The 12,563-nt window shown below is 70.6% G+C and carries 11 protein-coding genes; 3 read left to right on the plus strand and 8 right to left on the minus strand.

All coding sequences use genetic code 11. The features are described 5' to 3' along the window. Window positions 1–2: 2 nt before the first annotated feature. Complete coding sequence (gene tal, locus D7V93_RS04535; RefSeq protein ID WP_120642178.1) at window positions 3–1,124, minus strand: transaldolase; 1,122 nt, start codon at window positions 1,122–1,124, stop codon at window positions 3–5. Between the two features lie 206 nt (window positions 1,125–1,330). On the opposite strand from tal, the gene D7V93_RS04540 reads away from it, so the two are divergent. Beyond that, window positions 1,331–3,235, plus strand: coding sequence for a transketolase (locus D7V93_RS04540; RefSeq protein ID WP_120642179.1), 1,905 nt, complete (start codon window positions 1,331–1,333; stop codon window positions 3,233–3,235). Window positions 3,236–3,257: 22 nt separating this feature from the next. Here the strand turns inward: D7V93_RS04540 and D7V93_RS04545 are convergent, their stop codons facing one another. Beyond that, entirely contained in the window at window positions 3,258–3,818 is a 561-nt protein-coding gene (locus tag D7V93_RS04545; RefSeq protein ID WP_120642180.1) for an ankyrin repeat domain-containing protein, read from the minus strand. A gap of 19 nt (window positions 3,819–3,837) precedes the next feature. Continuing rightward, window positions 3,838–5,316 (minus strand): catalase, encoded by a 1,479-nt coding sequence (locus D7V93_RS04550; RefSeq protein ID WP_120642181.1) that lies wholly within the window; start codon window positions 5,314–5,316, stop codon window positions 3,838–3,840. Window positions 5,317–5,443: 127 nt separating this feature from the next. Between D7V93_RS04550 and D7V93_RS04555 the strand changes: the two genes are divergently transcribed. Continuing rightward, the gene (locus D7V93_RS04555; protein ID WP_120642182.1) at window positions 5,444–6,370 is read left to right on the plus strand and encodes a LysR substrate-binding domain-containing protein; all 927 of its coding nucleotides are present in this window, start codon (window positions 5,444–5,446) and stop codon (window positions 6,368–6,370) included. Between the two features lie 10 nt (window positions 6,371–6,380). On the opposite strand, the gene D7V93_RS04560 is transcribed toward D7V93_RS04555, so the two are convergent. Next, complete coding sequence (locus D7V93_RS04560) at window positions 6,381–7,073, minus strand: glutathione binding-like protein (RefSeq protein ID WP_244237105.1); 693 nt, start codon at window positions 7,071–7,073, stop codon at window positions 6,381–6,383. Window positions 7,074–7,126: 53 nt separating this feature from the next. On the opposite strand from D7V93_RS04560, the gene D7V93_RS04565 reads away from it, so the two are divergent. After that, window positions 7,127–8,059 carry a LysR family transcriptional regulator gene (locus D7V93_RS04565; protein WP_120642183.1) on the plus strand — a complete coding sequence of 311 codons (933 nt, stop codon included), beginning with the start codon at window positions 7,127–7,129 and terminating at the stop codon, window positions 8,057–8,059. Window positions 8,060–8,078: 19 nt separating this feature from the next. Here the strand turns inward: D7V93_RS04565 and rraA are convergent, their stop codons facing one another. The 4 genes from rraA to D7V93_RS04585 form a co-directional block, all read right to left on the minus strand. Beyond that, window positions 8,079–8,588 (minus strand): ribonuclease E activity regulator RraA, encoded by a 510-nt coding sequence (rraA, locus tag D7V93_RS04570; RefSeq protein WP_120642184.1) that lies wholly within the window; start codon window positions 8,586–8,588, stop codon window positions 8,079–8,081. 125 nt (window positions 8,589–8,713) lie between these two features. Continuing rightward, window positions 8,714–10,003 carry a hypothetical protein gene (locus D7V93_RS04575; RefSeq protein ID WP_147451041.1) on the minus strand — a complete coding sequence of 430 codons (1,290 nt, stop codon included), beginning with the start codon at window positions 10,001–10,003 and terminating at the stop codon, window positions 8,714–8,716. 125 nt (window positions 10,004–10,128) lie between these two features. Beyond that, the gene (locus D7V93_RS04580; RefSeq protein WP_120642186.1) at window positions 10,129–11,184 is read right to left on the minus strand and encodes a zinc-binding dehydrogenase; all 1,056 of its coding nucleotides are present in this window, start codon (window positions 11,182–11,184) and stop codon (window positions 10,129–10,131) included. A gap of 33 nt (window positions 11,185–11,217) precedes the next feature. Continuing rightward, window positions 11,218–12,563 (minus strand): universal stress protein (locus D7V93_RS04585; protein WP_341870907.1); only part of this gene is annotated, 1,346 nt, incomplete at its 5' end.

The raw sequence follows: 12,563 nt of genomic DNA on the forward strand, positions 1-12,563 counted from the left end.
CCCTATTGTTTCGCCAGCTTCTCTCCCACCGCGGACAGCAGCTTGTCGAAGGACTCCTCGAACAGGCGGATGCCGTCAGTGGCCAGCTCGTCGGTGACGGTCTTCATGGAGATGCCGCTCGTCTCCAACTGGCGCATCGTCGCCTCGGCGCCCGGGAGGTCCTCCTCCAGGCTGGGGCGTACCTTGCCGTGATCGCGGAACGCATCAATCGTCGCGGGCGGCATGGTGTTCACCGTGTCCTTGCCGATGAGCTCCTCCACGTAGAGTACGTCCTTCAGCTTGGGGCTCTTGGTGCTGGTGCTCGCCCAGAGCACGCGCTGCACCCGGGCGCCCTTCGCCGCGAGCGCCTGCCAGCGCGCGCCGCTGAAGACCTGCTTGTAGGTGCGGTAGGCGAGCTTCGCGTTCGCGATGGCCACCCTGCCGCTCAACGCCTCCAGCGTCTTCTGCTGCTCGGCGGTGACGCCCGCCTTCACCTTCTTTTCAATCTCCTTGTCCACGAGGGCGTCGATGCGGCTGATGAAGAACGACGCCACGCTCGCGACCTTCGATACGTCTCCGCCCGACGCGGCGAGCTTCTCCAGGCCGGAGACGTAGGCCTCGGCGATGGTCCGGTAGCGCTCCTGGCTGAAGAGCAGCGTCACGTTGACGTTGATGCCCTCCGAGGTGAGCTGCTCGAAGGCCGGGACGCCCGGCTCCGTGCCCGGGACCTTGATCATCACGTTGGGCCGCGCGAGCGTCTTCCACAGCCGCCGCGCCTCCTCCAGCGTGCCCTTCGTGTCGAGCGCGAGCCTGGGCGACACCTCCAGCGATGCGTAGCCGTCCTGGCCCTTCAGCGAGTCGTAGACGGGGCGCAGGATGTCCGCGGCGCCCTGGACGTCGCGCACCGCGAGCTTCTCGTAGAGGTCATTGCCGGAGAGGCCCTTGCCCTTCGCCTCGTCGAAGAGGTCCTGGTAGTCCTCGCTGCCCGACACCGCCTTCTGGAAGATGGTGGGGTTGGAGGTGAGCCCCTTGAGCCCGTCCTCGTCGATGAACTTCTTCAGGGTGCCCTTCGTGATGTAGCTGCGCTGGAGGTTGTCCACCCAGAGGGATTGACCAAACTCGGCAAGCTGTCGAAGCGGGTTCATGGGTTCTCTCCGGCGGGGGCGCGCGGCTCCCCGGATGGCGTTTCCTGAATGTGCTCACGTCCAGCCCCCCAGGTCCGAGCGGGCGGGCGGGCACTCGCGGATTCTGCCTGGGACCGGGGCCAGCGGGGCGGAGCGCTTCTCCCGGGCCCGGGCAGTCAACACAGTACGGAAGGGCACCCAGGTGCCTCCACCCCAGGAGCGAAACGATGGCGGATACCTTGGCGGACCTCGCGGCGCAGCTGCGCATCGACAGCATCCGGTGCACCACGGCGGCGGGTTCGGGACATCCCAGCTCCTCCATGTCCGCGGCGGACATCCTGGCGGTGCTGTTCCAGAAGTACCTGCGCTTCGACTTCCAGCAGCCGCGCGCCCCCAACAACGACCGCTTCGTGCTCTCCAAGGGCCACGCCTGCCCGGTCCTCTACTCCGCTTTCAAGGCGGCGGGCGCCATCGACGACAAGGAATTGATGAGCCTGCGCAAGTTCGGCAGCCGGCTCGAGGGACACCCCAACCCGCACGTGCTGCCGCTCGTGGACGTGGCCACGGGCTCGCTGGGGCAGGGGCTGGCCATCGGCGTGGGCATGGCGCTCACCGCGCGGTTGGACCGGCTGCCGTTCCGCACCTACGTGCTCATGGGCGACAGCGAGACCGCCGAGGGCTCCGTGTGGGAGGCGTTCGACAAGGCCTCGCACTACAAGCTCGACAACCTTTGCGCCATCATCGACATGAACCGGCTGGGCCAGAGCACGCAGACGGAGCTGGGCTGGAACGGCGAGGCGTATGCCGCCCGGGTGCGGGCGTTCGGCTGGCACGCCATCACGCTCGACGGCCACGACCTGGACGCCATCGACCGCGCGCTCGCCGAAGCGCAGTCGAAGCAGGGCCAGCCCACCTGCCTCATCTGCAAGACGGAGAAGGGGCACGGCTCCTCGCTCATCGCCAACCAGGACGGCTGGCACGGCAAGCCGCTCCCCGAGGACAAGGCGCGGGACGCCATCCAGGAGCTGGGCGGCGAGCGCCACATGCGCATCGACGTGAAGAAGCCGGACGCGCTCCGGCCCTCCGGCCAGGACACCGCCGCGCCGCTGAAGCTGCCCACCTACGAGGTGGGCCAGAAGGAGGCCACCCGCAAGGCCTACGGCGACGCGCTCCTGGCCCTGGGCAACGCGCGCCCGGACGTGGTGGCGCTGGACGCGGAGGTGTCCAACTCCACGTACTCGGACGAGTTCCGCAAGGCCCACCCCGAGCGCTACTTCGAGATGTACATCGCCGAGCAGAACATGGTGTCCAGCGCGGTGGGCATGGCGGTGCTGGGCAAGCGCGCCTTCGTCAGCACCTTCGCGGCCTTCCTGTCGCGCGCCTATGATCAGATCCGCATGGCGTCCATCTCCAACGCCACGCTGCACCTGTGCGGCAGCCACGCGGGCGTGTCCATTGGCGAGGACGGCCCTTCGCAGATGGCACTGGAGGACCTGTCGATGATGCGCGCGGTGGGCGGCAGCACCGTGCTCTACCCGAGCGACGCCAACCAGACCGCGAAGCTGCTGGCCCAGGTGGTGGAGTGCCAGGGCATCACCTACCTGCGCAGCACCCGGGAGAAGACGCCGGTGCTCTACCCCGCGTCGGAGGAGTTCCCCATCGGCGGGTGCAAGGTGCTCCGCCGGTCCGACCAGGACGTGGCGACGGTGGTGGCCGCCGGCATCACGCTGCACGAAGCGCTCAAGGCCTGGGCGATGCTGAAGGAGGAGGGCGTCGCGGTGCGCGTCATCGACCTCTACTCGGTGAAGCCGGTGGACGCGAAGACGCTGCGCGAGGCCGCGCGCGAGACGCACGGAAGGCTCATCGTGGTGGAGGACCACTGGGCCGAGGGCGGGCTCGCGGACGCGGTGCTGGAGGCGTTCACCGGCGAGCGCCAGCGGCTCCCCTCGGTGGTGCGCCTCGCCGTGACGAAGCAGCCCGGCTCCGGCAAGCCCGCGGAGCTCCTGAACGCGGCCGGCATCGACGCCGAGCACATCGTGGAGAGCGTCACGTCGTTCGTGGAGGACGTCACGCGGGACACGGACGGGCAGGGGAAGCCCCAGGAAGAGGCCTGGGGCCACCCGCACGCCTGAGCGCCTGAGTCCGTGCCCCGCCTCAGGGCGTCTGGGAGACCGGGGGCTCCAACCGGAGGGCCGCGCGGGGCGCGCCCATGGCCCGGGCGTAGTCCCGCGCCGTGCGCCCATCCGCGTCCCGCTGCTCCGGGTTCGCGCCGCGCTGGAGCAGCAGCTCCAGCACCTCCAGCTTGTCGAACATGGCCGCGAACATCAGCGCCGTGCGGCCATCCGGGCCCGCGCCGTCCACCCGTGCGCCCCGGTCCAGCAGCAGCGTGGCGATGGCCACGTTGCCCTTGAAGGCCGCGCCCGCCAGCGGCGACTGTCCGCCGTCGTTGGTCCGCTCCGGATCCGCCCCGCGCTCCAGCAGCAGGCGGGTGGCGTCCACGTGGCCGTGGTAGCTGGCCAGCATCAGCAGCGAATCCCCCCGCTCGTTGCGCAGCCCCAGGGACAGGCCGGCGTCGAGCAGCGTCGCCAACTGCCCGGCATCCCCCGTGCGGGCGAGCGAGAAGGCAGTCCTCGCCAGCTCCAGCACCGCGGGGTCATCCGTGCCGGTGTCCACTGCGGGAGGCGGGGCGTCGTTCTTCGTGACGTTCGAGCTCATGGACAGCGGTCCCTTCTGGCTAGCGCGCGCGGCGCAGTTGTTGGACGGCGGAGGCGATGCGGGAACCATACTCCTCGTCGGCCGCGCGGAAGTGCGCGATGGCGCGGGCGATGATGTCCTCGCGGCTCACCTGGGCGAGGCTGCCTGAAATGTTCTCCACCAGGCGCTGCTTCGCCTCCTCGGGCATCAGGCGGTAGAGCGCGCCTGCCTGCACGAAGTCGTCGTCCTCCGCGTGCTTGCCGTGGACGTAGGTGCCCGTCAGGCCGCTGACCCCGTAGCCCACGCCGGGGGCCTCGTCCGTCTGCACGGGGCCGCCGAAGCTGTTCGGCTCGTAGTTGGGGCCGCGCCCGCCGTTGCCGTCGAAGCGCATGGCGCCGTCACGGCCGTAGTTGCGCGCGCCGCCCTTCACGCCGCGCGGCGAGTTCACCGGCAGCTGCGTGCTGTTGATGCCCAGCCGGTAGCGGTGCGCGTCGCCGTAGGCGAACAGGCGCGCCTGGAGCATCCGGTCCGGCGACGGGCCGATGCCGGGCACGAAGTTCGCGGGGTCCAGGGCGGCCTGCTCCACCTCCGCGAAGAAGTTCTCCGGGTTGCGGTCCAGGGTGAGCTTGCCCACCTCCATCAGGGGGAAGTCCTTGTAGGGCCACACCTTGGTGAGGTCGAACGGGTTGAAGCGGTAGTTCGCGGCGGCGGCCTCCGGCATCACCTGGACCTTGAGCGTCCACGAGGGGAACTCGCCGCGCTCGATGGCCTTGTACAGGTCGCGCTGGTGGTGCTGCGGATCCTTGCCGCCCAGCGCCTCCGCCTCCGGCGTGGTGAGGGTGCTGATGCCCTGGTCCGTCTTGAAGTGGAACTTCACCCAGAAGCGCCCGCCCTCCGCGTTCACCCACTGGAAGGTGTGCGAGCCGAAGCCGTCCATGTGGCGCAGCGTCGCGGGGATGCCCCGGTCACCGAACAGCCAGGTGAACTGGTGCGTGGCCTCCGGCGAGTAGGAGAAGAAGTCCCAGACGTTGTCGGGCTCCTGGCAGTTCGTATACGGGTCGTACTTCTGCGAGTGGATGAAGTCCGGGAACTTGATGCCGTCGCGCAGGAAGAACACGGGCGTGTTGTTGCCCACGAGGTCCCAGTTGCCGTCCTCCGTGTAGAAGCGCACGCCGAAGCCCCGGGGGTCGCGCGCGGTGTCGGGCGCGCCCTTGGAGCCGGCCACGGTGGAGAAGCGCAGGAACACCTCCGTCTTCTTGCCCACGGTGTTGAAGAGCTTCATGCGCGTGTAGCGGGACACGTCCTTGGACGTCACCTCGAAGGTGCCGTAGGCGCCGGAGCCCACCGCGTGCACCACGCGCTCCGGGATGCGCTCGCGGTTGAAGCGCGCCAGCTTCTCCAGCAGGTGGTGGTCCTGCAGCAGCACCGGACCGTTGGGCCCCACGGTCTGCGAGTGCTGGTTGTCGGAGACCGGGGCTCCGGCTTCGGTGGTCAGGGTGGGGCGCTGGGGCTTGGACACGGATTCTCTCCCTCGTGAAGACGTCGGGGTGCTTCGACGGGAGGAAAGGTAGAGAGTCCGCGCTGATTGGGCCAAGACATCGTTTGGATGGAAGTGATAGCCAGGGGTTATCGGTTCCAGGAGGACCATGGCCTCGCTCAACGACATCTCCCTGCGGCAACTGGAGTACGTGGTGGCGGTGGCGGACACGCTGGGCTTCCGGCGGGCGGCCGAGCAGTGCCACGTCTCCCAGCCCGCCCTGAGCGCGCAGATCCAACAGCTCGAAGCGGTGCTCGGCGTGAAGCTGTTCGAGCGGGACGCGCGCCGGGTGCTGCTCACGCCCGCGGGCACGGAGCTGGTGGCCCGGGCGCGGCGGGTGCTCACGGAAGCGGAGGACCTCCTGAAGGCGGCGGCCCGCATGGGCGATCCGTTCGCGGGCCCGCTGCACCTGGGGGCCATCCCGACGGTGGCGCCCTATGTGCTGCCGGAGGTGGTGCCCGCGCTGGTGAAGCGCTACCCGAAGCTGAAGCTGCGGCTGCGCGAGGAGAAGACGGCGCTGCTCATGCGCGACCTGGATGAGGGCCGGCTGGACGCGGCGCTCCTGGCGGTGGACGCGGAGCTGGGTCGGACGGTGGAGCACGAGGTCATCGCGGAGGACCCCTTCGTCGTCGCGGCGCCGCCCGGGCACCCGCTGGAGCGCAAGAAGCAGGTGCGGCTGCGCGACCTGGACGACGAGGACGTGCTGCTGCTGGAGGACGGGCACTGCTTCCGCAGCCAGACGCTGGCGCTGTGCACGCGCGTGGGCGCGCGCGAGGTGGACTTCCGCGCCACCAGCCTGACGACGCTGGCGCAGATGGTGATGGCGTCTGGCAGCGTCACGCTGCTGCCCCAGCTCGCGGTGTCCATGGAGAACCGGCAGGGGCAGCTGGTGGTGCGGCCCTTCGCGCCGCCGGGGCCGGGCCGGACGCTCGCGCTGGCGTGGCGTCCCGGACACCCCAGGGAGGAGGCGCTGCGAGCCATCGCCGGGACGCTGCGCTCCGTGTGGCCGGGCCTCAAGGCCGCAGCGAAGCGCTGACGCACGGCCGTTACGGGTGCGACCTGCTCTTCTCGAGCTCGGCCAGGTACAGCACCCGCTCCTCCGCGAAGGCCTTCGCGACGCTGGGGCGCTGCGACAGGCGCGCGAAGTACGCGCTGAGCGCGGGCCACTTCTTCAGCTCGATGGGGGTCGCCACGCACCAGCCCAGCACGGTGACGAGGTACGCGTCCGCCACGCTGAAGCGCTCCAGGAGGAACTCACGCCCGGTGAGGTGCTGCTCCACGTACGCGAGCCGGGCCGTGCTCTTCTCCAGGGCGTAGGCCCTGGCGCCCTCGGTGGACTTCTTGTCGAGGAGCGGGAAGAAGGTCGCCTTGTGCAGCTCCGTCCCGATGAAGGACAGCCACTGCTGGAGCCGCGCGCGGCCCCGGGGGTCGGTGGGCGCGAGCTCCGCCTGGGGCAGCGTCTGGGCCAGGTACTGGAGGATGGCGGCGTTCTCCGTGAGGACGTCGCCGTCGTCGGTGCGCAGCGCGGGGACGAGCCCCAGCGGATGTACCTCCAGATAGTTCTTCCCGTCGTGCGTGCGCTTCGTCTTCGAGTCGACCTCGATGTACGTCGCCTCGGTGCCGGCCTCGTAGAAGCACATGCGCGTCGCGGCGGAGCAGGCGAGGGGGGAGAAGTAGAGCTGCATGGGACGGTCCTCCAGGACCTGGAAGCGGGTGGTCTTCGCGACAACGGAGGGCACTCTCCATCTCTGAAGGGGATGCGTCCAACGCATCGTTGACATAGACTCGATGCATGCAAGACATCGCCTCCCCACCGGCCACCCGCCTCGACGTGCGCGACCTGCGCGTGGTGCTGGCCCTGGCCTCCGCGGGCACCACGGCGAAGGCCGCGGCCGTCCTGCACCTCACGCAGCCGGCGGTGAGCCGCGCGCTGCTCGCGGCCGAGGAGCGGCTGGGAGCACGCCTCTTCGAGCGCACGCCTCGCGGGCTGGTGCCCACCGTGGCGGGCCAAGAGCTGGTGACGGGCGCGACCCGGCTCCTGGTGGAGCTGGGCGACCTGGAGCACCGCGTGCGCGCGCCGGTGGCGCCGTCCGTCCGCCTCCGGCTCGTGTGCGAGTGCTACACCGCCTACCACTGGCTGCCGTCCGCGCTGGTGACGCTGCGCAAGAGCCTGCCGGGGCTTGGCCTGTCCCTGTCGGTGGAGCACACCCAGGCCCCGGTCCAGGCGCTCATGGCGGGGGAGCTGGACGTGGCGCTCATCACCACGGCGTCCGTCCCGCCGCGCATCGGGGTGGAAGCGCGGCCGCTCTTCTCGGATGAGATTGTCTTCGTGATGGCCGCGTCGCACCCGCTGGCATCCCGCAGGGCGCTCACCCGCGAGGACATTCGCGGCAGCACGATCCTCACGGGACAGACGCCCCCGGCGGAGACGCACTGGTTCATGACGCAGGTGTTCGGCCGCGAGCGGCCCCGCCTCAAGGTGGAGAAGTTGCCGCTCACCGAGGCCATCCTCGACGTGGCCCGCGCGGGCCTGGGCATCGCGGTCATCTCCGAGTGGATCACCACCCCGCATCTCGCGAAGGGCGACCTCGTCACGAAGCGGCTGGCGTCAGGGGCGCTGCGGCGACCGTGGCGGATGGCCTGGCGGAAGGAAGTCGGCGACGCCGCCTCCCGCCTCCACGCCGCGCTCGAAGCCACGGTGCCCCGGGCCCTCGCGGTGGGATGAGCCTCCCGGGCGGACCGCCTCAGCGCAGCGGCTGCTCCGACGTGACGATGCCATCCGCGTCCGCGTAGAGGTGGTGGCCCGGGATGAAGTTCACCCCCGCGAAGCGCACCTCCACGTCGCGCTGGCCCTCGTTGCGCTTGCCGCTCTTGAGCGGGTGGGTGCCCAGGGCCTTCACGCCCAGGGCGGTGCGGCCCACCTCCTCCGCGTCGCGGATGCAGCCGTTCACCACCACGCCCGCCCAGCCGTTCCTCTGCGCGAGCGCGGCGAGCTGATCCCCCACCAGCGCGCAGCGGCGGCTGCCACCGCCATCCACCACCAGCACGCGGCCCCGGCCGGCTTCCTCCAGGGCCTTGCGCACGAGCGAGTTGTCCTCGGGGGCCCGCACGGTGCTGATGGGACCGGAGAAGTCGCGGCGGCCGCCGTAGTCCCCGAAGCCGGGCTCGGCGATCTGGAAGTGCGCGGTGCCCGCATGGGCATCACAGAGGTCGGCGGTCTTCGGAGCAGGGTGGGGGGCGGGGGAGTCGCTCATGAACCGGGAGCCTGCGCGGGGCCTGTGTGGAGACGCAACCCCCGGAAAGACAGGTGCTTCCGACCGCCGCGCGCCGGCCTTCCGGGCCGGTGCGCGGCGGCTGAAGCGGTGTTGGAGGCACCGCTTCAGATTTCGCGGCCCAGGTTCTGGGCGTTGTTGCTGTACGTGTTGCCGCTCTCGCTGAAGGTGGCCGTCTTGAAGACGTAGACGCCATACGCGGGGCTCTGTGAGATGACGGTGTCGGTGAGCTGGAGCCGGCCCAGGCCCGAGGAGCTCACGCCGCCGCCCACGGAGATGTTGGCGATGATGTCCCCGTCGCTCGTGAAGTAGTCGCAGCAGAAGGCGTCCGAGCCGCCGTGCCGCACCTCGGCGAAGGCGATGACGCTGTTGCCGCCCGCGGAGCGGAAGGAGAGGCCCTTCCAGTAGCCCGGCGTCTCCGTCCTGCCCGTGAAGACGATGCGGTCCGCCGCCGTGCCCCGCGCCACCAGCGTGCCGTTGCCTTCGATGCGGAGGCCGGACTGCGCTTCGAACTGGAGCCGCGTACCCGGCTCGATGGTGAGCGCGCCGGTGTAGGAGACGGTGGTGTCCGGCAGGCCGGTGGAGATGCCGTAGGGCACGTCCAGCCTGCGCATCGTCTGGGTCGCTCCGGAGTCCGCGACCGGTGCGCCCAGGACGTGGACGACGTTGTCGCCGTTGGCCGCGGGGCTGGTCGCGCTGTTGCCGGAGTAGATGCTCGCCGTGTCCAGCGCGCCCACGATGGACATGCTCACGGTGACGGGCGCGCCCAGGTTGCCCCGGAACACATTCTGCGTGAAGCCCGGCAGCCGCGCCTTGTTGAAGGCGAAGAGGCCCTGCGTGCCGCTCTTCTCCACCGTCGTGTGCGCGATGCGCACCTGGCTGACGGAGTCCTGCAGGGAGCCCACCAGCACGGCGGCCCGCGCGTCCAAGCTGCCTCCGGGGCCGTAGAAGAAGTCACAGCAGAAGGGCTCCTCGTTGCCCGCGTAGGAGATGACCACGTGCTCCAGCACGTTGGCGGGGTTGTTGGACTTGAACGCGAGCCCCTTCCAGAAGCCCGGCGCGGCCGTCGTCGAGGTGAAGGTGATGGGCAGGGCCTCCGTGCCCACCGCGTTGAGCGAACCCGTCGCCGTGACGAGCAGCCCCGCGTTGGGCCCGAAGCGGACCACCGTTCCGGGGGCGAGCGTCAGCGCGCCGCTCACCTCCACGACGCCCGTCACCGCGTAGACGCAGCGCTCGTCACCGGGGGCCCAGCTCGTCGTGCTGCCCAGGTTGCCGGAGATGTTCCGCACGCAGGTGCCGTCGGGCCCGGTGCCGTCACCGGGATCGTCCTCGCCGCCGCCACAGGCCGCCAGCAGGGAGGTGGCCAGGAGCGGAAGCAGCCGCGGAAGACGAAACAAGGAACGCGCCATGGAATCACCCGGAAGCAATCGAGCGGAAAATGCCGCCATCGGAGGTGATTACGCCGGTCCCCGCGCATATTCCGGCCGGGGTGGGAAACAGGACGGCCGGAGGCGCTCCACGGTCACGGACGGATCGCGACCTTGAAGACGCCGTCCTTGCGCTGGCTGAAGAGTTCGTAGGCGTCGCGGATGTCCTGGAGCGCGAAGCGGTGCGTGAAGAGCGGCGTGAGGTCCACGCGCTTCGCGCGCACCACCTCCATGAGCCTGCGCATCCGCTCCTTGCCACCCGGGCAGAGCGTGGTGACGATGCGGTGGTCGCCCAGGCCCGCGGCGAAGGCGTCGTAGGGCAGCTGTAGCTTGCCGGAGTACACGCCCAGGCTGGAGAGCGTGCCGCCGGGGTTCAGGGTGCGCAGGGCGCTCTCGAAGGTCTGCTGCGTTCCCAGCGCCTCGATGGCCACGTCCACGCCGCCCCCGGTGAGCCGCTTCACCTCCGCCACGACATCCTGCTGGCGGAAGTCGAGCGCCACGTCCACGCCCAGCTTGCGCGCCATGGCGAGGCGCGACTCGTCTCCGTCCACGCCGATGACGAGCGAGGCGCCCATCAGCCGCGCGCCCACGGAGGCGCACAGCCCGACGGGCCCCTGGGCGAACACCACCACCGCGTCGCCAATGCGCACGCCGCCGGACTCCGCGCCGCTGAAGCCGGTGGAGGCGATGTCCGCCAGCAGCAGCACCTGCTCATCCGTCAGCCCCTCCGGGATGGGGGCCAGGTTGGCCTGCGCGAAGGGCACGCACACGTACTCGGCCTGCGCGCCGTTCATCGTGTTGCCCAGGCGCCAGCCGCCCGAGGCCTCCAGGCCGGAGCCATGGCCGCACTGGGACAGGTGGCCGGAGAGGCAGCCCCGGCACTGGCCGCACGGCGTGATGGCCCCCACCAGCACGCGCTCTCCCTCCTGGTAGCCGGTGACGCCCGGGCCCAATTCGTCGATGACGCCCACCATCTCGTGGCCCACGGTGAGGCCCGGCTTCACCGGGTACTCGCCCCGGACGATGTGCACGTCGGTGCCGCAGATGGTGGTGAGCGTGACGCGGATGACGGCCTCGCCCGCCCCTGCCTTTGGGCGTTCGACCTCCTCCACACCCACCTGGTTGATGCCTCGGAACACGGTGGCTCGCATGGACTGCTCCTCTTCTCTCTCTTTCACGCTCTTTCACGCGCGGGGCATGCGCACCGTCACGGCGGGCCGGTCGCTGCGCGCCATCACCTGCTGCGCCACCGAGCCCAGCACCACCCGGCTGACGCCGCCGCGGCCGTGCGTGCCCAGGCAGAGCAGGTCCACGCCATACCGTTCGGCGGCCTGGGTGATGACGCCCGCGACGTCATCCCCGGTGAGCACCGACAGCTCCACCTTGTGGTCCCCGTCCTGCTCCGCGCGGGGCACGCGCTGCTCCAACTGCCGCCGCGCCGCCTGGAGCTGTTCGGGCGTGGCCTTCGCGGGCTCGACGTGCAGCAGGTGCACCGTGCCCCCGGGCGGCGTCAGCGCGAAGGCATAGGCGATGGCGCGGTCCCCCGGCTCCAGGAAGTCCGTGGTCGCGAGCACCGCGCGCACCCGGGGCAGCTCCGCCTCCAGGCCCCGCTCGACCGCGAGCACCGGCACGCTCAGCACCGACATGGTGGCCAGTCGCCGGGCGTGCTGCGACACGCTCCACAGCCGGGCGAGCGCCTTGCGGTGGTGCGTGCCCACGACCAGCAGGTCCACCTGCTCCTCGGCGGCCAGCGCGACCAGGTGATCCGCGACGCGGCCCAGCCCCGGCTCCAGTCGCGTGCGGACCGTCACGCCTTCCGAGCGCAGCGGCTCCAGCATCGCGGACACCTCCCGCTCCAGCGCGTCGCGCAGCTCGGGGGACACGTCCTTGTAGCTGTGCGGATGCACCAGCCCCATGCGCTCCGCCTCCTCGGACACCCAGAAGACCCGGCCGCCCACCACGTCCAGCGGCCCGAGCTTCGCCAGCCTCTTCACCTGGTCCCGCGCGACCTCGGACGGCCGAGAGCGATCCACCCCCAGCATCACCCGCAGGGGTTGCTCGCCACGCGCCCACGCCGTCAGGGCCGAGCCTCCCCGGACCACGAGGAAGGGCATCTTCAGCTCCTGGGCCATCCGGTCGACCGTGCCTCCCAGGCCCAGGAAGGGCGTCTCCGCGGGCGGCGCGGCGGCCACCACCAGTTGGAAGTCGCGCTTCGTCACGAGCTCGGCCAGGGCCCTCTCCGGCTCCCCCGTCAGGAGGAGGCGCTCCACGGCCATGCCGCACAGCTCCTCCAGCCTCCGGCCTTCTTCCTGGAGCGCGGTCTGGACGGCCTCCAAGCCGGTCTGCCCGAAGGTGCGCATCACGGTCCCAGGCATCACGTGGATCAGACACAACGGGACCTGCATCCGCTTGGCGAGGAGGCCCGCCGCCTCACACGCACGCCCGGAGGCCTCGGAGAAATTGGTGGTGCAGGCCACGGTCATGGCGCCCTCCAGGGGTGATGCGTTGAAGGTAGTCATGCCCCCGATGC

The sequence above is a fragment of the Corallococcus llansteffanensis genome (assembly GCF_003612055.1).
Taxonomy (GTDB): Bacteria; Myxococcota; Myxococcia; order Myxococcales; family Myxococcaceae; genus Corallococcus; species Corallococcus llansteffanensis.